At 59.1% G+C, this 22,129-nt stretch carries 23 protein-coding genes; 9 read left to right on the top strand and 14 right to left on the bottom strand.

What is annotated here, in order from left to right; genetic code table 11:
* Window positions 1-5 precede the first annotated feature (5 nt).
* Together BV034_RS24450 and groL are read left to right on the top strand one after the other, a co-directional pair.
* The gene (locus tag BV034_RS24450; RefSeq protein ID WP_009960420.1) at window positions 6-296 is read left to right on the top strand and encodes a co-chaperone GroES; all 291 of its coding nucleotides are present in this window, start codon (window positions 6-8) and stop codon (window positions 294-296) included.
* Window positions 297-345: 49 nt separating this feature from the next.
* The gene (gene groL, locus BV034_RS24455) at window positions 346-1,965 is read left to right on the top strand and encodes a chaperonin GroEL (protein WP_050029587.1); all 1,620 of its coding nucleotides are present in this window, start codon (window positions 346-348) and stop codon (window positions 1,963-1,965) included.
* A gap of 751 nt (window positions 1,966-2,716) precedes the next feature.
* Here the strand turns inward: groL and BV034_RS24460 are convergent.
* The 5 genes from BV034_RS24460 to BV034_RS24480 form a co-directional block, all read right to left on the bottom strand.
* Entirely contained in the window at window positions 2,717-3,427 is a 711-nt protein-coding gene (locus BV034_RS24460; RefSeq protein ID WP_050029588.1) for a hypothetical protein, read from the bottom strand.
* Between the two features lie 169 nt (window positions 3,428-3,596).
* Entirely contained in the window at window positions 3,597-4,052 is a 456-nt protein-coding gene (locus BV034_RS24465) for a hypothetical protein (RefSeq protein WP_050029589.1), read from the bottom strand.
* Window positions 4,053-4,218: 166 nt separating this feature from the next.
* Entirely contained in the window at window positions 4,219-4,665 is a 447-nt protein-coding gene (locus BV034_RS24470; RefSeq protein WP_265593415.1) for a GNAT family N-acetyltransferase, read from the bottom strand.
* A 128-nt stretch (window positions 4,666-4,793) separates the two neighbouring features.
* Window positions 4,794-8,207, bottom strand: a complete 3,414-nt coding sequence (locus BV034_RS24475) for a VIT domain-containing protein (protein WP_265593416.1) — start codon at window positions 8,205-8,207, stop codon at window positions 4,794-4,796.
* Between the two features lie 278 nt (window positions 8,208-8,485).
* Complete coding sequence (locus BV034_RS24480; protein ID WP_050029592.1) at window positions 8,486-10,867, bottom strand: autotransporter-associated beta strand repeat-containing protein; 2,382 nt, start codon at window positions 10,865-10,867, stop codon at window positions 8,486-8,488.
* 635 nt (window positions 10,868-11,502) lie between these two features.
* Here BV034_RS24480 and BV034_RS24485 point away from each other — a divergent pair.
* The 6 genes from BV034_RS24485 (at window position 11,503) to BV034_RS24510 (ending at window position 14,904) form a co-directional block, all read left to right on the top strand.
* Window positions 11,503-11,877: a hypothetical protein gene (locus BV034_RS24485; protein WP_265593417.1), complete on the top strand. Its 375-nt coding sequence runs from the start codon at window positions 11,503-11,505 to the stop codon at window positions 11,875-11,877.
* A 193-nt stretch (window positions 11,878-12,070) separates the two neighbouring features.
* Entirely contained in the window at window positions 12,071-12,403 is a 333-nt protein-coding gene (locus tag BV034_RS24490; RefSeq protein ID WP_050029594.1) for a hypothetical protein, read from the top strand.
* Window positions 12,404-12,442: 39 nt separating this feature from the next.
* Complete coding sequence (locus tag BV034_RS24495) at window positions 12,443-12,748, top strand: hypothetical protein (RefSeq protein WP_265593418.1); 306 nt, start codon at window positions 12,443-12,445, stop codon at window positions 12,746-12,748.
* 87 nt (window positions 12,749-12,835) lie between these two features.
* Window positions 12,836-13,231, top strand: coding sequence for a hypothetical protein (locus BV034_RS24500; protein WP_050029596.1), 396 nt, complete (start codon window positions 12,836-12,838; stop codon window positions 13,229-13,231).
* 122 nt (window positions 13,232-13,353) lie between these two features.
* Window positions 13,354-13,782, top strand: a complete 429-nt coding sequence (locus BV034_RS24505; RefSeq protein ID WP_050029597.1) for a hypothetical protein — start codon at window positions 13,354-13,356, stop codon at window positions 13,780-13,782.
* A 261-nt stretch (window positions 13,783-14,043) separates the two neighbouring features.
* Entirely contained in the window at window positions 14,044-14,904 is an 861-nt protein-coding gene (locus BV034_RS24510; protein WP_050029598.1) for a glycosyltransferase family 25 protein, read from the top strand.
* A gap of 21 nt (window positions 14,905-14,925) precedes the next feature.
* On the opposite strand, the gene BV034_RS24515 is transcribed toward BV034_RS24510, so the two are convergent.
* From BV034_RS24515 to BV034_RS24535, 5 genes are all read right to left on the bottom strand, one after another.
* On the bottom strand, window positions 14,926-15,711 hold the full coding sequence (locus tag BV034_RS24515) for a glucose 1-dehydrogenase (RefSeq protein WP_050029599.1): 786 nt from the start codon (window positions 15,709-15,711) through the stop codon (window positions 14,926-14,928).
* A gap of 279 nt (window positions 15,712-15,990) precedes the next feature.
* Window positions 15,991-16,278, bottom strand: coding sequence for a hypothetical protein (locus tag BV034_RS24520; RefSeq protein ID WP_050029600.1), 288 nt, complete (start codon window positions 16,276-16,278; stop codon window positions 15,991-15,993).
* Window positions 16,279-16,362: 84 nt separating this feature from the next.
* On the bottom strand, window positions 16,363-16,890 hold the full coding sequence (locus tag BV034_RS24525; RefSeq protein WP_265593419.1) for a hypothetical protein: 528 nt from the start codon (window positions 16,888-16,890) through the stop codon (window positions 16,363-16,365).
* Window positions 16,891-17,140: 250 nt separating this feature from the next.
* On the bottom strand, window positions 17,141-17,611 hold the full coding sequence (locus BV034_RS24530) for a hypothetical protein (protein WP_050029602.1): 471 nt from the start codon (window positions 17,609-17,611) through the stop codon (window positions 17,141-17,143).
* 36 nt (window positions 17,612-17,647) lie between these two features.
* Window positions 17,648-17,986 carry a DUF5713 family protein gene (locus BV034_RS24535; protein ID WP_050029603.1) on the bottom strand — a complete coding sequence of 113 codons (339 nt, stop codon included), beginning with the start codon at window positions 17,984-17,986 and terminating at the stop codon, window positions 17,648-17,650.
* Window positions 17,987-18,337: 351 nt separating this feature from the next.
* On the opposite strand from BV034_RS24535, the gene BV034_RS24540 reads away from it, so the two are divergent.
* Window positions 18,338-19,468: a hypothetical protein gene (locus tag BV034_RS24540; RefSeq protein ID WP_050029604.1), complete on the top strand. Its 1,131-nt coding sequence runs from the start codon at window positions 18,338-18,340 to the stop codon at window positions 19,466-19,468.
* A 36-nt stretch (window positions 19,469-19,504) separates the two neighbouring features.
* On the opposite strand, the gene BV034_RS24545 is transcribed toward BV034_RS24540, so the two are convergent.
* The 4 genes from BV034_RS24545 to BV034_RS24560 form a co-directional block, all read right to left on the bottom strand.
* Complete coding sequence (locus BV034_RS24545; RefSeq protein WP_050029605.1) at window positions 19,505-20,023, bottom strand: hypothetical protein; 519 nt, start codon at window positions 20,021-20,023, stop codon at window positions 19,505-19,507.
* A gap of 79 nt (window positions 20,024-20,102) precedes the next feature.
* On the bottom strand, window positions 20,103-20,804 hold the full coding sequence (locus BV034_RS24550; RefSeq protein ID WP_050029606.1) for a class I SAM-dependent methyltransferase: 702 nt from the start codon (window positions 20,802-20,804) through the stop codon (window positions 20,103-20,105).
* On the bottom strand, window positions 20,801-21,130 hold the full coding sequence (locus BV034_RS24555; protein ID WP_265593420.1) for a hypothetical protein: 330 nt from the start codon (window positions 21,128-21,130) through the stop codon (window positions 20,801-20,803). Before BV034_RS24555 ends, BV034_RS24550 begins: the two co-directional genes overlap by 4 nt.
* Window positions 21,131-21,153: 23 nt before the next feature.
* On the bottom strand, window positions 21,154-22,014 hold the full coding sequence (locus tag BV034_RS24560; RefSeq protein ID WP_265593421.1) for a hypothetical protein: 861 nt from the start codon (window positions 22,012-22,014) through the stop codon (window positions 21,154-21,156).
* Window positions 22,015-22,129 lie beyond the last annotated feature (115 nt).

Below are 22,129 nucleotides of genomic sequence, written 5' to 3' on the forward strand. Positions count from 1 at the left end.
CAACCATGGCTACCAAAATCACACCTCTGGGCCGCCGCGTCCTTGTTAAGCGCGTTACGAGCGAGGAAAAGACCGCGGGCGGCATCTTTCTGCCCGACACCGCCAAGGAAAAGCCCCAAGAGGCTGAAGTTCTCGCACTCGGCACCGGCAAGGATGACGAAGGCAAGGACGTGACTTTCACGGTTGCCGTTGGCAACAAGGTCCTCATCTCCAAGTACGGCGGCACGGAAGTGAAGCTCGACGGCGACGACGTGCTCATCATCAACGAAACCGACATCCTCGGCATCATCGCCTAATTACAGGCGCTTCCTCCCCACTTAACTCAAACATCGAATACCTAAGAACATGGCTAAACAACTCAACTTCGACGAAAGCGCCCGTCAGGCACTTCTCCGTGGCGTGCAAAAGATCGCCAGAGCGGTCAAAGCCACCCTCGGGCCTTCCGGCCGCAACGTGATCCTCGAGAAGAAATTCGGTTCCCCCACGATCACCAAAGACGGTGTCACCGTGGCCAAGGAGATCGAACTCAGCGATCCCTATGAAAACATGGGCGCCCAGCTCGTGAAGGAAGTCTCCTCCAAGACCAGCGACGTGGCCGGCGACGGCACCACGACCGCCACGGTGCTTGCCGAGGCGATCTACTCCGAAGGTCTCCGCAACGTGACCGCCGGTGCCAACCCGACCTCCCTCCAGCGCGGCATCCTCAAGGCCACCGAGGCCATCGTGGCCAAGCTGAAGGAAATCAGCCAGCCCGTGACCAACGCGACCGAAATCGCCCAGGTCGCCACCGTCTCCGCCAACTGGGACACCGAAATCGGCAACATCATCGCCGACGCCATGGACAAAGTGGGCAAAGACGGCACCATCACGGTGGAAGAAGCCAAGAGCATCGAAACCTCCCTCGACGTCGTGGAAGGCATGCAGTTCGACAAGGGCTACCTCAGCCCCTACTTCGTGACCGATGCTGAGAGCATGGAAGCCGTTCTCGAGAACGCCCTCATCCTCATTCACGAGAAGAAGGTCAGCAACCTGAAGGACCTCCTTCCCCTGCTTGAGAAAGTGGCCCGCACCGGCCGCCCGCTTCTGATCATCGCTGAAGACGTGGAAGGCGAAGCCCTCGCCACCCTCGTGGTGAACCGCCTCCGCGGCACCCTCAACATCTGCGCCGTCAAGGCTCCTGGCTTCGGCGACCGCCGCAAGGCCATGCTTGAAGACATCGCCATCCTCACCGGTGGCCGCTGCATCACCGAAGACCTCGGCCTCAAGCTCGAAAACCTTGAGCTCAGCGACCTCGGCCGCGCCAAGCGCGTGACGATCGACAAGGAAAACACCACCATCGTCGAAGGCGAAGGCGGTTCCGAAGCCATCGCCGGCCGTGTGAACCAGATCCGTCGTCAGATCGACGAAACCACCAGCGACTACGACCGCGAGAAGCTCCAGGAGCGCCTTGCCAAGCTCGCCGGCGGTGTGGCCGTCATCAACGTCGGTGCCGCCACCGAGACTGAGATGAAGGAAAAGAAAGCCCGCGTGGAAGACGCCCTGCACGCCACCCGTGCAGCCGTTGAGGAAGGCATCGTCCCAGGGGGCGGTGTTGCCCTTATCCGCGCTCAGGCCGCTCTGGCTGATCTCAAGCTGAGTGGCGACGAAGCCACCGGCGCTGACATCGTCCGCCGCGCCATCGAAGCTCCCCTCCGCCAGCTTGCCGCCAACGCAGGTCTGGAAGGCGCGCTCATCGTGGCCGAAGTCAAGAAGGGCAGCGGCAACAGCGGTTACAACGTCGCCACCGGCGAATACGTCGACCTCATCAAGGCCGGCGTCGTCGACCCGACCAAGGTCACCCGTAGCGCTCTGCAGAACGCCGCCTCCATCAGCGGTCTTCTCCTCACCACCGAGTGCCTCATCTCCGACATCCCCAAGGAAGAGAAGGCTGAGCCTGCTCACGACCACGGCGGCATGGGCATGTAATTCAGTGGTTCGGTAAACCGGTAAAACGGTGAACCAGTAACCCAAGCATCAGCGGGTCGCAGGAAACTGCGGCCCGCTTTTTTGTTTTCAGAAGGAGCTGTAGCCCCCAAAGCATCGGGCGGAGATCGATTGCTCCAACGCGCACAAGTGTCGCAAAGCGTCTTGGAGTGCTGGTGGCTTGACACCGCTTTCGCGGCTCAACTAATGTCCTAGAACCTCGGAGCTTCAACAGGGCGGGTGACGCCCTCTCCCATTCAGCATCCGCGGCGTGAGGTTGGAGTTCCGTCCCGCATGCGGGACCAATGCCACCGGTTCAAAAGGACCAAAGGCTCGGCCTCATCAAGCCTGCACACCACAAATATCCCTGAATGAACCGGGCCTACAGCCCTGAGCATTTTACATACACGATCACCTTGGGCGTTTGGCCAAAGGGCGGGCATGACACCGGGCTTTCAGCCCTCAGTTCGTTCCCAAAGGGAGAGGCTATGGGAGGGGCCGCTCTCTTTCCCTGATCGCATTGATCCCGCATGCGGGACGGTACTCCAACCCTGCTGCAAATTTCACATGCCACAGGGGTGGACACCAAGGAACCAGTTCAACCGAAGGCTACAAGCCCAACGCTGACGGCTTCCAGCGAGTCTACCTTGGGGTGAACGAAATAGGGGCCTACTCCGAAGTGCCTCCATCAAGGCGTGAGCTCACGTCTTGCGTCTTCTGTCTTGAAGTCTTCCGTCTCCCCCACGGGCGGGCCTCACTTCAATACAAACACCACCGTCGCCGCCACCAGTGTTGCCACCGCCAGCCAGATGAACAACGCCATCACGGGGTTGCCATTGGCAGCCGCGGCCTCACGATGTTCACGGGTCATGATGCTGCGCAGATGATCATCCAGTTCCGGATGCTGGGAGAGCTCCAACTGCGCCATCGTCACCTCACTCAAAAAGGGGCTTGGCACATCCTTCGGTTGACGCCAGGTGACTTCGCAGACGCTGCCGCCGCACATCATCAGCGCCAGTCCCGCCCCTGGCAGCCACAGGGTTCCTTCATAGAGCAATGCGGCATCGCCCGTGGGATTCGCAGCCTGCGATGGAGACACCACGTCCGATTCCTGGAAGGGATCTGTCACCGCGTCTTCCTTGCGCCATCCTGCACCGGAGACAATCGGTTGCATGGCCAGCAAGGCCTCGTGCAGTGGGACATCCACGATGGCTTTGCCGGCCCACCGATACTTGTCTGAGTCCTCAAAGGAGATCTGGTACAAGCGTTGATGCTTGTCGAACACGAGCTCCAGGTCCCAACCATTCGTGACCAGAAAACACTCCTCATCATCTTCCCACTCAGAGGTATCCACGCCCTCCGCATTCAGCACCGCCTCCACCTCCTTGCGGCTCATCCCCGGACGCAGCCCGCGCCAGGATTTCAAGTCAGACAAATCATAAGCGAGTTCGGCGGGGGCGTTCATAGCAATAAATCTCCAGGATGAGCAACATGGCCATCGTCGCCAGACGATCACTCACGATGCAGTTCTGCCTTATGCATGTGCAGCTCCCGCTGCTTGTGACACCGTCGCGTCACATCTTGGTTTTGTCCCCACGCTCCAGTCACAAGGCACTTTCACTTCCTGCCGGAAGCTATTCCGTCCTCACCTGCCCCAGCGGCTTCGGCGGCAACGTCTCACCAGACCTCAACGCCGGTCTGGCCGGCCTCTTGATCACTGGCTTGGGTCGACTGCCAGCTTTGGGCGCCGTGGATTTCGGCAAGTCCAGCGCCTTCTTCAACGGCTCGATACTGTCTGGCTCTTGAGGACCACTCAGCGCCTCCTTCACCGACTGTAAGATCTGCGCAGCGCGTTCTGGCTGCTGCTCTGCCAGCACACCAAAGAGCTGCTCGACCAGCATGCCCAGCACGGCATTGTCACGCTGCAGCTGGAGGATCTTCTGCTCAAGCGACCACGCTACCTGGGTGATCTGGGAACGGTTCACGGTGGAGGCTATCGATGCCCGATCTGCCGTTGTCACAGCGTCATCGATCCTGCCATCTTGGAAAAGATCCGCCAAATCACCGAAGAGCAGACTTGTAAACTTCATGCCCAAAACCTAACGCCTCGCTCCCAACTGTAAAGAGCCACGCTCAGAACCTGTTTGGATAAAAACGCTGGGGGTGTTGCGAGGCAGAATTCAGCCTCGGCGAAGCATCTCCTCTTAATTCCTTAATTTATCCTGCCACACCCAGATTTTTTATCCCAACAGGTTTTCAGTCCGGCGTTCGCAACGTCTTCAGCAGCCGGTATCCTGTCTTGCGATAGCCCAGTGATTCATAAAACGCGTGCGCCTCCGTGCGCTGCTGGCCGCTGTGCACGCGGATGTCCTCCACCCCGCGCGCATGGTAGTACACCTCTGCCGCCTGCATGAGCGCCCGTCCAATTCCCCGCCGCTGATGCCGCGAACTCACCGAAAGCGCCAGGATCCACCCCACCTCCCGATTGTACTCATACACCGGCAGACAGATCAGCCCGATGAATCCCACCACCTGGCCGTCCACCACCGCCACCAGGGTGTGATACAGGGGAGCAGTCAGACGCTGAAACCGCCCCCGCAGCTCCTCCTCCGTCGCCGGATACCCCAGGTCCTCCATGAGTGCGACCATTCCCGGAAAATCCGAGTCCTCAATGGGACGCACCAGCGGCAGCTCAGCATTCATGATTCGCATCAAACGACTTCAGTCATCCGGGTCAAGTCAAAGCTCCTCTTGTCCACCTCATTCCTAGAACTTCCTCCGACATTCTGATCCGCTGGTTTACCGACCCACTGAATTACTGAGTTACCGAACTACCGTCCTACCGAAAACTTCCCGACCTCTATCACTTCTTTCTTCCCCTCCAGCCGCCGGGTCACCGCTTCACGACGGGACTTCGCTCCATCTTGATCGTACGCGGTCTGGAACTCGACCTGCACAGTCGTTGCCCCGGCGAGCTTCTGCTGGGTGTTGCCGTAGTAGTTCACCTTCACCGTATAGGTGCCCGGCAGCGCGCGACGCACAGTGAACACTTCCGGCCCGTACCCACGGGTGCAGTCGGCACTCATGTATCCTCCCGCCTTGGTGCGATTGTGGTTGTAGATGCAGACCTCGCCGGTGGGGTCGATCACCCACAGGTCCATATCCGTGTTGTCAGCGTCCCAGGTCAACACCACGCGCAGATCCACAGGCACCCCCTCCAGCAACGCAGCGGGGATGCCCATGGCCTCAGGCTCCGGGCGCAACGCGGGCGGGCAGGTCTCCGGAACGCTCTGCAACAGTTCATTCAGCTCATGCAGAGCGATCACTTCCACATCGCGGAAGCGGTCATCCCAATTTCGCCGCACCACCTCCCACAGCAGCGTGGCGGCGCGGGCGTAATCTGGAGACTTCATGCTGGCAAGGCACAAGGCCAGGTCGCGTCGGCTCTGCGGCTCCTCCCCGCGCATCTTCAGTACCGCCTCGAACAAAGGCACCGCCAGATCATGCCGTTCCAGCTGCCGCAGGCGGTAGGCCAGAATGCGCAACAACGGCGCACTCTCCAGATCCATCTCGGCCAGGTTCGAGAGCACCCGGAGCGCAAGCCGCTCATCCTTTTTCTCCTCGCGGAAGAAGTCCGCACAATCCAGGAAGAAGGCAGAACTGCTCGCATTGTCCTGCCGCTCCTTGAGGTACACCACATAGGCATCCTCCGCCTTGCGCAGCTTCTTCAGATAGGGCGTGTCAGGATTCCAGGCTTTCACTTCGATCTGACTCGTCATGGCAGGTAGGGAGGCATCGCCACTCTCACCTACGACCGATTTGGCGCTGGCGCGACTCCGTGAAACCTCAGCAGGAGCTGGAGAAGCTGGGGACATCGGCATCACGGCCATGGGCTGGGCCGCAGTCGCCGGGCGGGGCGGCGGCGGAGCCGCTCCGCCAGCAACCCCATAGTTGTCCCTCGCTCCCCCCTCAGCCTCCTGCTTGAGTTGGTCGCCAGATCCAGGCAACAATTCAAGCCGCCGCTGCCGCAGCACGTCCACTGCCAGCATCACCTTGGTTGCCTCCTCGATCCATTGGTTCCGGCTCGCCGTCTCACGCCCCTCCTTCTTCCATCTGGAGTCCAGATCTCGCGCCTTCTCCTTCAGAGCAGCCGCGGCCGCTGCGTCTTCCTGGCTCAACGCGCCCCGCTTTCCAGACTGGCCCAGGGTCTTCCCGCCCGCCTGGGTTTCAACAGAGAGTGCCGCATACAAAGCAGCCTCCCGCTCCGCCGCCGGTTTCAGCACCGTCTCCAGCCAGGGATGGCGTTGGTCGTGCCAGGCCTTGAACTCCTTCCAGGCCTTCGTCACGGTGGTCAGATGATCCGCCGCGCTCTTTTTGCGATCATCCTTGGGCTGTTTCTTCAACAGCGTCAAATACGCATCCCGCAGTTCCTCCTCAGGAGGTTCTATCCCATGACGCACATAGTCCTCCAGACGGTCCAGCACAATCAGGGACGTGCCAGCCGTTACCAGCCCCTGCGCCTTGCCCAGGGCAATGATGGCATCCTCATTGCCACGCTCATCCAGCGCCAGTTCTGCGACACGACGCTGCGCCCAGGCATGTCGCACAAACGCCCCGCGTTTTGCCTCGATCGCCTCTTGGGGGTCCACCGTAACCCTGCGGGTCAGGGTGGTCTTGCCGTTCTGGCCAAAGCTCAACTCGATCTCGCTGCGCCCCTCGAATCGACCCGCCATGGCGAACGTCGCTCCAGCGATCGCAGGCCTGGAAGGCGACAGTTCCGTCGCCTTTCCTGAAACCACCCTCGCTCCCAGGAACTGGAAGGGGCTGGACTGCATCGTTGCCACAGCCTCCGCCACCGGGGTGGTCAGGAGGTTCAGTACTCGTCCCCCCGCATGGGCCACCAGCTGGCGGAGCGAGGTCTCATCCACCATTGCCGCCGCGTGCACGGCATGCACCGCCACTGCACCATTGCCAAACTCTCGCTGGCTTCCGGCTGCAGTATCGAAGTTGAAGAAGCCGTCTGAGATCAATACCGCGACATCCGCCCCCGGCACTCTGGTGAGATCCAGTGCCCCGCGCGATGTGCCGCCGTCAAGAGGAAGTGACTCCACCGCCGCCTTGAGTTCCGCTGCCTGTCCATCCCGGATGACAAACCGTCTCGGCGCGTCGGCTTCATTCCGGAACGCCACCAGATCCACCTCCACACTGCCCAGCGCCTTCAGCCAGGATTCGAGGAAACGCCACTCTGCCACCCGATCCCTTTTGACGGCACTGCCAGAAGCATCGTAGAAAAGGGCAATGCGCCCCGGCTTTTCCACCGGCGCCGCATTTGGCACATCCAGGGCCAGCCGGGTGTGAAAGTAGCCCGTGCCCGGCTCACGGGCATCCGCCACCGTCAAGGTACGCACTCCGCCCCGTTTCTCACCACTGGGAATGAGGAAGCTCAGCGGCTTCTCCAGGCGGGAGTTCTCCAGCGTCAATTCTGCCACATAGCTGTCCCGCCATTTTTCAAAGGTGAGCACTGCGGCCTCCTGATCAGCCGCCACTGGGGGCATCTCCTGCTTCACCACCTCTGCCCGGGCATGAATACGGCCCACCTTGTCACCAAAGGCCATGGGCAAGTGATAGCGAAAGCTCTCCGTCCCCTCCTCACCCACCTGTGATTGCAACTCCTGCTCAAAGGTCACCGATACCCGCTTCGTCCCCTGAGCCGGGATGGGATACACCCGGGTGCGAAAGACATTGCCCTTGGTGAGCTCCGCCAGACCGGGGTCAATGCCGCGTCGCACCACCTCCTCAAAGATCTCACGCCCCTTTTCCTTCTCCACCACCACTGCCTGGCGCATCTTCCCTTCCACCTCCAGCGCATAGCCCGCCACGGTCTGTCCCACACCCAGCGGAAAGATCAGTTCGCCCTCCAGCACCCGGTTGTTGGGATTGTAGAAGGCCATCTCCATCGTCGTCGTGGCCAGATGCCCCTGCACGCGGATGTCCACCTTCACCTCCTGCACCGTCATCGCCTTGAGCTTTCCTTGTTGGGGATCCACCCAGATCACCGGCGGCCGGCGGTCCCGAATGCGATCTTCCCCTTCTTGCAGCAACCGGGTGATGGGGCGATTGGGGCGAGGCGGCAGGCCATCCCGCTTGCTCTGGCTCCAGGCAGCGGTCCCAAGAGACATTGCCGTCAGCAGTGCGAGAAACACCGGCTTCATCCAAATAGCAGAAGGGCGAACGAAAGGATGCATGGCGAAAGAGATCAGGTTGAGCAACGAAGAGATGGAGGAACCCACAGGACGAATCCCGCCAGGCATCACGCATCACCGCCGCAGATCTTGGGTAAATCCTCACCCGAATCCCGACGCCGACACGCGACCACACTCTGCATGTCAAAAGCCAAAAGATTGTGACAGGGGGGGCCCGCTGCGCGCATGCTTGCCAGGTCTGGTCAAGGATTTGCACCGCAGTGGCCTTTCCATCCCGAACCCGGAGGGTTCATGCGCCAACGCACGAGAGAACCAAGAACCTACTTCCTCCTCCTCCGTCCCGCCACCGCCATCAATCCGAGCATCAACAACAACGCCCTTCCCGGCTCCGGCGTCACGTTTAACTGCAGGATTCGGCCCGAGATATCAAACTGGAACGTCCCGATCTTACCCGCCCCCAGACCAGTGACGGCAAAGTCGGTCAGGTCCACACCCGTCGCGGTCACCGCCAGATTTGTCCAGTCGATGAGGTCGTAGATGCCATTGTCGTAGCCTACGCCCGGAGTGATGGCAAAAGTCGTGCTGCCCGTGGTGTTGGAGGTGAAGGTACCCCCAGTGAGAACAAGCTTGTCGGACGCAGCAGTCGTTCCGAGATTGTAATTCAACACCGCACCACCGCCCCCATTCAGCGTTAGTCCTCCGGCCAGCGTCAACGACCCAGTGCCCGCGCCCGCGCTGTCACCTGGTGAGATGATGGCACCGCTTGCGACCGTGACTAAGCCCCCCACTGAACCCGTCCCCGCGAGCGTACCTTTGGTCGTGCTGTTGGTGAAATTCACGGCAACATTGGTCGCTCCCAAGGAGCCGACTCCCGCTACCCCCACCTGAATCGTGCCGTTGCTAATGATGGTGTTGCCAGTGTAGGTGTTTGCACCCGTTAACACGAGTGCTCCTGTTCCGGTACTGCTGCGGGTAAGCTGCCCATTGTTACTGATCACCCCGTTCACGGTCGTTGTACCGTTGCCTTGGAAAACCAGCCCACTCGTCGCCGTGCCCAACGTGCTGATGTTGCCATTGATCGTGAGGCTGCTCGCTCCCTCCACACCGATGCGGGTGATCAATGTCGTGTCCGCAGCGATGTTGCCATTCCACACATTGGTTCCACTGCTGCTGTACAATGCGCCGAGATTGCTCGCGCCACTCCCCGCGATTGAGGAAGTGGTACCGGTCTCAGTGATCGTCCTGCCACCCGTCAACTCCAGCGTCCCACCCGAGAGCACCACCGCTCCGCCAGCTGATGTCCCCATCCCCTGATCATGCAACACCCTCACGGTGCCAGTTACGACTGTCGTCGCGCCCCCGTATGAACTGGCCACCGTCAATGTCAGGACGCCGCTCCCCAGTTTCGCCAGTCCGACATTGGCATTGGTCAGCCCAGTACTCAAGTCATAGACCCCACCAGATGCGTTGGTCGTGTCCAGCCCCAACGAGCCACCCGCGGCAAACCCCATGTTTTGAAGGAAGAGGACATCCGCCAGGGTAAACTCGTCCGTTCCGCCCACGTTCAGCCCGAAGATGCCCGCAGCTGCCACGGTGATGTTGGAGGCCGTCCACTTTGAAGTATCCGCATTGTACAGAGACACGCGTTTCCCGAACTGTAGTGTACCACCGCTCACCGTAGTAACGCCAGTGTACGTGTTCACTCCGCTCAAGATCCACCGACCATTCCCCGTGACACTCCTCGTCACTCGTCCTGCCCCGCTGATATTTCCTGAAATCACGCCACTGCCATCCCCCTGCAGCACGAACTGATTCCCAACAATGGAGCTGATCGCGATGTTGCCGGTAATGTTCAGAGTACCTGAGGTGGAAGCCACTCGCGTGACCAAGGATGTTCCCACCGTGATGTTGCCCGCCCAAGTATTGGTGCCCAATTCATTCCGCAGCGCACCAGCCGTCGCCGCCCCATCGCCATCGATCGCCAGTGACTCGCCCGTCACCGTGACGTTGCCCGCCATCAACAAGGCCCCGCCGGCAGTCACGACGGTGTTCCCATCCGTTGTCCCCAGCCCCTGATTGTGACGCACACTGATGGATCCGTTGGTGATGGTGGTAACTCCCGTGTAGGTATTGGCTCCAGCCAATGCAAGAATGCCGGAGGAGCCGCTGTTCTTGGTGATCCCGACACTGCCACTGACGATGCCGTTGATGATGCCTGAAGAGTTTCCCGTCACTGTCAGGGCACTGTCCAAAATCACGTTGGAGTCAATGATGATCTGAGGGATCGTGTTGAGGTTCGATCCGGTAGTGCCCGTAGCATTTAATGCCAGGGTGGGCCCAGTCCCGCCGTTGCTCACGAAGTTCAAGGTCCCGCCTGTGATGGTTACCTTGGCAAAATTCTGTCCGGTCCCAGTCCCCGCATAGCTCATGGTCAGCGAGTTGAGCAGAAACGGATTCGCCACATCGTTGTTGGCAGTCAACACGTTGGTGTTCACCAATCCTGCCCCGGCCCCGAATACCAGCGAGGTATCGCTCGCGCTCACGGGCACGGCGGTCCAATTCGTGCCAGCCGCCCACTGCGTCGTCGTGCCCGTAGCAGTGTTGTTGTAGGTGTAGGTCAGCGCGTAAGCCGCGCCGTCTCCTCCCAGCCCCATCCATGCTAGGGCCATCGCCGCCCCCACTGCCCGCAGCCTTCGCTTCATAGATACCCTCCAGCCCGGCTGAATTGCAAAACGACACCCCGCTGCCCCTGGAAGGAGGGCAGGTTGGGGCGCCACCTTTGACAAAGAGGCGTCTGGATTCATGGCGGGAGGAGTCGTGAAAAAGAGTCTGGAATCGCGAAACAGTTCCGGCACCCTGCCCCCTCCGCCGTACCGCTCTGGCGCCGCCCCATCAGGATACCCGTCCTTGTATGGTCATTGTCGCCACAATCCCGAAACTGCACGGCCGTTTCGGAATTCCTGAAAAAGATTCGTCGCCAACCGCTTGGGTGGATTTCAGGTTTTCCCGGGGAGGACATTGTAAGGCTGCCCCCCAAACTGGCTGGCAGGGGGAACGAGATGGCCCGAGAAACTCCAACTAGCCACTCCACGATTTCGGGCCGCGAGTCCCTCCGGCACTCTCGCTTACTGAGTACACCCCGCTCCCACCCCTACCCGAAGCGTCCTGGAGCGCCGGCGGCTCGAGATCGCTTTTGCCGACCGCTCCCACGTCGAGCCAACCAATCCCCGTCCCAGTGTCTTCCGCTCACCCACGGAATCATGCAACAAACACTACGCAGGCCCAGTGACTCCCGCTACCATCCCTAGTGAGCTAGATCCTCTATCCCCCACGCTCCATGGCCGCCGACCCCCAAGTGACGCCAAGGCACTCTATTTCGACCGTTGCCACTGCGCTGTGTTTCATGTTGGCGGTCCTCGCCGTAGCGTTCTCCTTTGAAGCATGGCGTCAGATGCGCTTTGATGAAACGGCACTGGTGCATGAATTCGAAGGATACATCAACTACGGCTCACCCATCGACCCCAAAGCCATCGAAGTCTTTGGCACACCCTCTACCACCGTGCTCACAGAATCTCGTATTGAGGAACCTGTGCTTCATCTGCATGAATGGTTCGGCCGTTGGGCATATGCCGCGACGCGTGTTCTCAAGCACCCGTTCAAGCCGCTCCATGAGAGACCCCATCTCGTCGAGTGGCCACTGTCGTCGCTCTAACAATAGCTTTCGCAAAGACTCCAAACAGGACAGTGATTTCGGAACTCCCCAAAAAGCATCACCTCCAGCGCCCTGGGCAGACTTCATCTGATGCCTCTGAATCGCGGCACTGCAACGTCCAACACGACATACAAAAAGCGCTATACCTTCCACTTCGTGATCCCTACGATGGACGATCACAGCCCGATCTTCCATGCTGGCCGCTACCGCCCTTCCATCCACTCCCGCAATTCGGGTTTTTGCCACGCCCCTGTGCCTTCTGCTGGCCACTCTCGCGGGAGCCTTTCTTTTCGAAGTTGAGCGGCAGAGAGCCTACGACGAACGGGCTTGGGGCGGCTACGGCACGCCGATAAGGGCCAGTGCAGTCGATGCCCTCGGCACCCCAACCACCATCGTCCTCACGGAGTCCAGAATTGAAATGCCCCCGGTTCGCTGGCAGGAAAAATGGAGCAATCATTGGACCTGGTGGAGATTTGCCGCAGAACGCGTCTTACACACCCCGTTTGCCTCGCCGGACAAACGATAGCACCCACTCGAAAGACCTATCCAGACCTTCCCAATCCCAATGAGCCCCTCCACACCGCGATCTTTGGCGATGGTCATTGCCATGGTGCTCGTCATCCTGTCAGGCACCTTTGGAGTGGAAGTGGAACGGCAGCGACGCTACGACGAGGAAAAGATCCAACGCGAGCTGCTGGCACTGTTTGATCCAGCAACTGCTATCTCCTACGGCACGCCAGTCCCGGGTCTCGTGGTCAAACCTTCTCGCGCCGGGACACGATTTTCGCTTGTGCAAGACGATCTGCACACGTGGTCACGTACTGCTATCCGCGTCCTCCGACACCCTTTGAGTTCACTCGACTACCGTTGATTCAGTTCGATCCCCGCCTCTCACAAGTTCATGAACTAACATTGAGCGATCTCGGATCGCCCCAAAATCAAACCCACTATAACCGCCATGCGCTGGCAAGATCACCCTCCCTTCGACCCCACCCCCATCGGGCCACTCAACTACAACGACGACGCGCCAAGCCCGCATGAGCCGGCCGGTGCCCGTCCTCCTTTCAAGCCGGAGCGGTTCACAGACGACATGGTTCAGCTCCGCCGTCACGTGGATCGTCTGACGCTGGCGTGCCAGGCCATGTGGGAACTCATTCGCGATCGCAACCTCGCCACGGAGGCCGAGCTGGAAGAAAAGATGCTGGAGGTGGACTTGCGCGATGGCAAGGCAGACGGCCGTATTGCCACCCAAGTGCTCACCTGTCCCCAATGCGGCAGTAATACCAATTCCCGTCGAACGCAATGTGTCATCTGCGGTGCACCATTAAAAAAAGAACATCTCTTTGAAGGTTGAGCACCTGGAAAACCGCTGTGGCCCCAGTAAAACCCCTCTATCTTATCCTTTGTCGTCAGTTCCACGATGCCGTGACCGCATTTTCTCCTTTGAGTCGCGCCATCTCTCGCTAACATCCTCACATGGCTCAACCCATCTCTCTCCCCTCGCTTGATCAGCTCAAGCAAGCTCTGGTCATTGCAGAGAAAATTCAGCGTCTGCAGACCGATCTCGCCACCGTCATCCGTTCGTCCACGCCCCCCACACCGGGACGTCGCGGCCGCCCGAGCAGCAATGGCCCCCTTGATATCACGGCGTTCCTGGCCGCCGCCACCCGCGCCGTTGCCACCGTCACCACCAAAGGCACAGGCAAGCGGGGACGCAAGCCTGCTGAAGAAGCGCCAAAGCGCGGTCGAGGCCCCGGACGCCCACCGGCAAGCAAGAACAAGGTCAAAGCCAAATCGGCAGGCGGCAAGCGCAAGATGTCCGAGGAAGGCCGCCGCCGCATCATTGAAGCGCAGAAAAAGCGCTGGGCTGCGGTCGCCGCTGCCAAAAAGTCCTCCGGTTCGTAGACACACCGTTCGTCTTCTCATCTCACTCACTCCAAGGTCGATGCCCCTTCCCAGGGCCTCGGCCTTTTTCTTTTCCACCACCTCCTACGGCGGATGCGATTTCAATACTTCATCCACTTCTCTGCCAGACCGATTTCACAAATAAAGTATATGGGGCGATGCAAAACTCCATCACCATAAGACCCTTCCGACAGGCGCCAAGGCTCCGGTCACCACGACCGAGGACGAACTCCCCCCTGAATCACGCCCCTCTTGACTAACATGGAGCTCACCCCCGCAACCACCGCCCCCAGCCCCACCTCGGTGCCGGTTCATGAGCTCAAGTTGATCCGTCGCAAAGAATGCCCTGCGACAATGGCTAAAGAGACAGGGTCAAAAGAGAACGGCACCACCTCTACCAATCTCCCGACCTTCGTCATCAACCTTGCCCGGGCCACCGAGCGGTTGGCCGATTTTGAGTTGGGCAGGCAGAACCACCAGTGGGAAGTCAGCATCTTCAACGCCATTGACCGCCGCCACTTGAGGGTTGCAGAAAGCAGCCCCACGCACAAGCTGGTGCAGCACCGTGACGACAGCAGCATCCGATTGTACAACGTCCCCGACCGGGCAGGGAAACTCTCTCTTAGCCTCGGACACATCGCCTGCGCGCTGTCCCACATGGCCCTTTGGCAGAAGGTTGTGACAGAGGGGCTTCCTCATGCCTGCATTTTTGAAGACGACGCCCAAATCCTGAGCCCGTGGTGGCACCAGCCCTGGCCCGCCACCGCCGACTTCATCTTCCTCAGCAATCGCGTACCGGGTCTCGTACCCCAACACATTCAGAGCACCGACAAGCTGGAGGCCCACCTGGCCGCGCATCCCTACATCCCTCTCGCCCCCGGTTGCGGGACCGAGGCCTACATCGTCACCCAACAGGGAGCCCGCAAAGCCCTCGCCATCATGTCAGAGATGTACCTCCCGGTCGATCTTCAGCTTCTAAGCTGTGCCCATGGCTCCCGGCTCATTCAGCACTCCCTCCTGGCAGACAAACTCCCTGCCATGCCCGAGCTCGAAATGTGGACCACGTCCCACTTCTTCACCCAGCACCCGAACGACTGGCCCAGCTACGTGAATGAGCGCTAGCTCCGGCTCTGAGCTTTTCCTTTATCCCTCTCCCGCATACATCATCTTTTTCGTCATCCCACCATCGATTACGAAGTTCTGCCCAGTGATGAATCCGGCCCGCGCTGAGCCAAGATAGGCCACCATTTCCGCGATATCTTCCGGATGCCCCACCCGGCCGGCTGGATGTTGGGCATGATCTTGCGGACGTAATTGTGGTGCCTTGCGCTCACTGCGCTTCTGCCACTCATCCACCACGATCCATCCGGGGCTGATGCAGTTCACCCGCACGTCCGGTCCCAGACTGATGGCCAGCGCATGAGTGATGGCCACGATGCCGCCCTTGCTGGCCGCATAGGCCTCAGTATCCACCTCCGACTGTAGCGCCCGGGTCGAGGCAATATTGACGATAGCGCCCCGCTGCTTGCGCAGGTGCGGCACCGCATGCTTGCTGCAGAGAAAAGTCCCCGTAAGGTTGGTTCCCAACACCCGGTTCCAATCCTCCAGAGTCAGTTCCTCCACCGGGATGGGCTCCTTGGTCCCATGGCCGGCATTGTTCACCAGCAAGTCGATCTGGCCGTAAGTGGCAAACGTCTCCGCCACCATGTCCCGCACCGACCCTTCATCCGAGACGTCCGTCTGAATTCCAAAGACGCGATCCGGTGCGTTTTCCCCCAGTTCATCCGCCGCCTCCGCCGCCGCGTCATCGTCCTTGTCTGCGATCACCACCCGCATGCCGCGAGCCAGCAGCTTCATCACAATGCCCCGACCAATTCCTTGGCCACCGCCAGTAACGATGGCCACCTTGTTCTCCAGTTCTTTTGCCATGACAAAATCCAGTGCAGAAATTCCAGCTAACAACGCCTGGAAATCTCGCAGAACCATCCCGGATTGCAACGTCAGACCTTGTCTCCTGCAGGGGACACGAGGGTTCCGCCCGGGTGCAGAAGGGCGCACCAATTCCCATTGCGAAGCGCTTTGTCCCCTCCTGTATCTCAGCTCTCTCAATGTAGCGCTCGGTGGGAGCCCACAGTCCTAAGACTTGGGGAGGCTTCATGAAAACGACCAGTCCGCCAAAAGGTGGGACGTCATATGACGCAAATCCGTTCATTTGGCGGGCAAGGAGTCACTCGCGGCGAAGCAAAGCGTCACTCCACCCAGCGCTTCCACATCGCCTTCAATGACACGCAGCAGGACGCCTTGTCGCCCGTTTGAATCAAGACTGGGGTCAACTATCCCAATGCCTACAACCTCGGTCACAAAGGGCTTGTGGTAATGCCGCGACTCACCTCGCTGTCCAATCACCAAGCGCGGACCCTCGATGAGAGTTCCACGCACCATTGCGGTGCGGTCCAACAAAGCCGCGACCTCGTCTGCGATGTAGTGGGTATTCATTGTGCACGTCCTTGAAGCATTTTGCTAGTCACCGCCTAGGACCCTGCCCGCCGTGAAGTCAGCATGTCCCAGTTGTGATCCCTATCAGGGCTCAAACGCCCCGGTGATGGGCCAAACACATTCCGCCAAATAGGGCGGCAGGTTCGGGGCGCTCACCACATTGTACAGAGTATCCATCACCGTCGTCATGGTGGAATCGATAAAATCGAGGGTGCGTTGTTCCAACCCCATCCGTGGGATGGCCTTCTCCAGCGCGGCGGCGATTTCAGGAAGAGGGGCGTTGGTATGGGAGAATATCTGTCCGAACGCTGAGTGCTGCTGCCCCAGAAAGCCCAGAAACCCCACGGTCATGTCAATGGCATTGCGATGCTGGCCATAGAAGTCCGCGGAGCACTCCCTGACATTCTGAATCTTGCTCATCGCCGCCATGGTTTCAAAGGGTGTTGGCGGCACCTTGCTTTTTTTACGTTGGAAGAAACTAAAAATGCCCATGACAACTGGTGGTGTAAAAAAAATCGGCGTTTGCGATCTCGGAACCCCAAACGCTTGCTGATCGATGTCTGCTCGCTGCAACCCATTGCCGATGCTCCACAAGCAATCAAGCACGCTCACATACACGGTGCAGGTTCTTGGCCGCCAGCCTCAGTCCGAAGTTCATTCCAGAAGGGGATGGGTAGCACAGTCCAATGTTCACGAGCTTGCAGCGAGTCTACGTTGGGTAGAAGCAGTGAAATGCCTCAACGCTGAAAGCGTTGTGTAGATGCCTTCTCTCCTGAGGTCCCCTGGTACGCACAGCTGGAGTGCCTGCGAGGATTACCCTCATGGCATGGCACCAAGGCCCAACAGACGCAGCCCCTTTCGCCTATCGCGTTTTCACCTCCGGCTCCACCACAGTACCGTCCGCCAGCAATACCACGTGTGAATAAACCAATTTCCCGCTATCCGGAATGAAGGTAAATTGAATGTACCACTTGTCGGCCAGATCCACCCCTTTCTTCGTCGTGGATACACGGCGCACACTGATCCCGTTTAGCTTGGCATTCGGAGCAACTTCGGGGTGGTGTTTCGCCAGGGTTTGAACAGCTTTCTCCAGCAGGGAAACCTGATCAAAGGGAGTTTTCCCGCGCCCATCCCAACTTGGAGTGGCAGCCAGCACCGCCGTATCCACCTTCCACATCACCGTTTCCTTTTCCTTGGAGGCGGAACTGAGGAAGATCTCTTCCGCCGCTGCATACCGGGGGATTGCGGTGCAAATCCAGAGACCCAGCAGCAGCGTCAGGTTGCGCCCCAACCGCAGTTGGGGCCTCGAGTTGGAGCGCGCAATAATTTTCATGTTGGTTCGACGTGAGGACCGAACCAATCCTACATTCTACCAGTCGCGTGGTGCAATCACTTCTTCAATATCCAGGTCGAAGCCGTACGCTTTGACAATAAAATCGAAGTCCGCCGCCAGGATCTCCCGCGCATTGGTCTCCAGTTCACTGTCGTTGTCTTCAAACTCTGAGGCCAGCTCATTGATCTCCTCCGTCGCCGCATGCGTCAGCTCGAGCAGGTCGGAGTCCTTGGCCGGATTGGTGCGTTCGATTTCTTCACAAAGTGCGATGAGAATATTGCGGCACTTGTCTACAAGAAAGGTCGGGAAGTAGTCGTCCTCGTACATTTCTTTGACAAAGGAGTACGAGCTAAGGTTGTCATTGGTAATGGCCATGGGAGAGGGCGCTGGAGGGGTGTTGTTTTGTTGGGTTGAATACCGTCGCGCGCACCATTGAAACATCCCCCACCGGTCGTCAAATCCTCAAAATGATAGAAGAAGTACAAAAGGATGACCTTCTGTGCTCCGAACTGTGGTCAAGGTCAAAAGAAGCTGCCCGGTATCGGGTTCGCGGAGGCAATGTTGCCACTTCACCTTTCCATTCCCGGCTGTCGCTGGCAATCAGGCCCCGACGCTGGCCTCCTCACCCACAAGGACGTACCCGAGCTTGCGACCCCAGCTCCTCGCCAGCGGAATGTGTAGTCACACCTTGACTTCTTCCCACCGCGCCGTCTGTTTCTCCCCAGTATGGATCCCGTCATACTGGTAGAAGTGCTCACCATGGCCCTATGTGCCTTAGTGTGGATGAACCTCGTGGTGGTTCTCCACGAGCTGGCACGTTGTTTGGTCGCATGGACACTCCTCATCCGCCCACGGTGCGTCCTCTTGGGCAGTGGCAGGACCTGGATCCGCTTTCACATTGGCTCTGTGGAGGTTCGCTGGAATCCCATGCCTCTTCTGAGCACCACCGCACTTTCGTTCCCCATGCGGAGCTCTTTGGGCATTCGCTACTGCCTCTGCGCGCTGGCTGGACCGCTCATGGATGCCGTCATGCTCAATGCCCTGCTTCCCGTGGCCGCGAAATTGAATCTTCCATTCTCAGACGTGGGATACCTGGGTGCCGTGATCATCAGCTACACTGCGGCATTGTTCATGTTCGTGATGAACTTCCTTCCCTTCGGCTCTTGGGACGAGCCTGAGCCAGGTCATCACACCCCCAATAGCGACGGCTACCTGTTGTGGCTCTGGCTCAACGGCTCACTCAGCCGGATGACCGACGGCGGGAAGCAGATCTATGCCAACTGGGTGCAATACTACGACCCCAGGTACAAGGCTGTGCAGGCGCCGGCTGTCATGCATGAACTTCCGGAGTACCTGAAGCTCCATGATGAAGCCCTGGATGACCTACAGGCTGGAGAATACACAAGTCTCATGAAAAAAGTGGCGACGCTGGAAGTCCTGCCCCCAAGCAAAGGTGAGCTGGTCTTGATGCTTGATCGGCTCGCCACGCTCCCTCTGGCGAATGATATGCCCGAGTATCTCCCGCATGCCCTGACGATTGCTGAAAAGGCTCACCTGCTAATGCCCGACTCTCTGACATTGCGAGCCACGCTCGGAGCCCTGCAAATCGAAAGTGGAAAAACGGAACAAGGGATGGCGCTTCTCCAGGAACCCTCCAAGGCGAAGCACGATCGCGCAGCTCGGTCTATCGCAGCCTGCTACCTCGCCTACTCACACCAACTACGGGGCGACTCCAAGGTCGCCCGCGAATGGCTCGCCACTGCCTTTCAGACCAGGGATCACGGCACCGTGTATGTCTACAACCAGATTGCCGCCCGCATTCAAAAGCTGCGCGGCAGACCGGACGGCCGGGCATGACCGTAACGGGCCGCGCCCAATGGCTCGGGCAGTCCGTTACGGGTCTCCTACCGTGTGGGCATCACGCGACTTTTTCCACCTGAAGTAAATGATCGTGTTCCCAGCAACAAAGAAGAGCCCCGCCCACATCAATGCCTTCACCCGACGATTCAGGTGATCCTCCATCACGTCGGCAAATGCCAGCAACGGCGGCCCCGCATCGCCCACGCGGGTTATTTCCAAAATCACATTCCCACGATGAAGGGGAGCATAGATGACGCGTAAAGCGGCTCCATGGGGAATCAGGCTCTCAATACCCACCGCCGGAGATTCCTCGGGGTCTGTGTGTGATAACCGATCTCCCCCATCAGGAGGAGTAAGATGCAGGACAAAGGAATCACTTCCGCGTTTGGACACCTCCCTCACCACCTCAACCTTCTTTGGAATAAATTCCGCCACCGGAAAGCGCTCCTTTGATTGGAAGGGATTGGGCCCGATCAAAATCACCATCCCCACCATGCAGAGTGGCAGGCCCCACGCAAAACTGGCCAGTTTGATGTCGCTATGGGTGATCATTCGCCTAATCAAGCCGTGCGCCCCCACAGGGTCAACGCTGCAGGCAGGGAAACTACCGGGCATTGACACCGTCCTTCTCTCATCGTTTCACCCCCACCAGCGAGGTGGCACACCCGAAGAAGTGCTCTTTAACTTCCACATTGAGCCCCGCATCGACCAACACCGGTGCCACATGGGCACAGGAGCCAAAGGCGGCCGTGTATTCTCCCAGCATGCGGTAGCACTCAATGTCTCCCAAGCACAGCTTTCCCACCCAGGGGATCACGGAGCCAAGGTACCATCGGTAGAGCGGTCCGAGCGCCCAGCTATCGGCCCTGGAGATCTCAATCAAGGCAAAGCGCCCACCTGGTTTCAAGATCCGCTCGATCTCCATGGCAAAGCGGCCCAAAGCCTCCTTGCTCAAGGTCTTCAAACCAAAAGCGGAGATCACGCAGTCCACTGAGGCATCCGGCAGGGAAGTCGCCGTGGCATTCTCACACAGAGTGCTAAAAGACCCCGCGAGGCGCGCTCGACGCCGCTTCTGCCGGGCTACCATTTCGGGAGAAAAATCAATCGCCACCAAGGAAGACCACCCCGGTGGCAGGTGGGGCCAGCATTCACCCGCACCCGCCATCATGTCGCACACCGCGTCCCCAGGTTTCACCTGCCCCAGACGCACACACAAGCGCCGCCACATGGAAGAGAAGCCGAAAGAGGAGACCCAGTTCACCACGTCATACGTGGGTCCCATGCGATCAAAGAGCGCCCGCACATACTCATCCCTGTAAACGTCCTCAGTCACTTGGTGACGGCGTCCTCATATCTGTTGGTGGATTTCCAATAGGCAAATTCCAGCTCCCTTAGCGGCCAATAGGTCGCTTCCAGCGCCTGGGGCCAAACGCTTCGCGCCTTCTCGAACGCTCCCAACAGGACGTGCTTATCCGCCGCAAGTTTCGCACTGACGTCACGCCACTCCATGACGGAAGCCTTGATCCCGTTGCCCGCGGGATCCAAGGGATTGTAAATATTCAGCAACTGACCGGAGCTCCTGAGAACACCGTACGAGGTCACGTAAACCGTTAGCGCTATCGCACCCCACACCATTGGCTTTAGCTGAGAGTTTTTCATGATATGACTACTGGCTCCCTTCCTCAGCGAACCACCGGAATCACAACCTTCTCTGGCACTCGGGACTCCCCGCTTGGTACCGGCAACTTGACCGCCTCTGCGCTCCACACGCCATCTTCATTGCAGCTGAATTCCCGGAAGGTTCCCTCCTTCACCAGTGTGTAGACCGCCCCATTCCCGCTGCTGAAAATGTCCTTCAAATCTGGACATGTCGTCATGGTGCCAAAACCCTTGTAATCGACAATACCTACCAGCACGATCATGATTTCCTTCCCTCCAATATGCAGGGAGGATTCCATGGTATTGGCCACCTCATAATTCTCCGCCAGATGTGCCGTCGCCGTGGGCTTCTCCCGCACTGCCAAAGGAGCCACGCCCTTGGCCCCACGCCAGTCCCGCATGACGGCCTCGCTGGCATCAATGTAGCCGCAATAGCGGCCCCCTCCCTGCTCACTCCAGTCCTCATTGAACTTCAACCCCAGCGCATCCTGATCCACCTTGAAATCCTTGTTGTAGATGAGCGCCACCACCCCGTTGGTCTGCGTCAACTGACCCGCGCCGTCATCCTCGATCAATTGATAGGTGGGTGCAGGATTGGAGGCAAAGCGCCAGTACGCCTCCGTCAACGCCTGGCGCAATTCTCGGGTGATCCCATCCACCACCAACGACGTGTAGCCGATGTTTCCGCAGGCAAAAAAGTCACCATCGAACCGGTCATAGGAAAACTCGAACGCAGCTTCTTCCGATTTCATCCACTTCTCCATCAGCTCCCGGGTCAGGGTGACGGAGAAAAACGCATCTCCCGGCAGGAAGTAGTTGTTGTGAGCCGATACCGGCAACACGACAAGACCGACCATAGCAAGAATCACCAGGATGGGGCGCATAGGGATCGCAGTGGAAAAGTTGAGCAGGAACAAGCTCGACCATCCCTCGTGCTCCTGTCAAACACCTCTTCGAACAACTCACCGGTGGCCCCATTCTCAAAACCTTTGCACTTCG

Origin of the sequence: Verrucomicrobium sp. BvORR034 (assembly GCF_000739635.1) — a bacterium.
Classification (GTDB): Bacteria; Verrucomicrobiota; Verrucomicrobiia; order Verrucomicrobiales; family Verrucomicrobiaceae; genus Verrucomicrobium.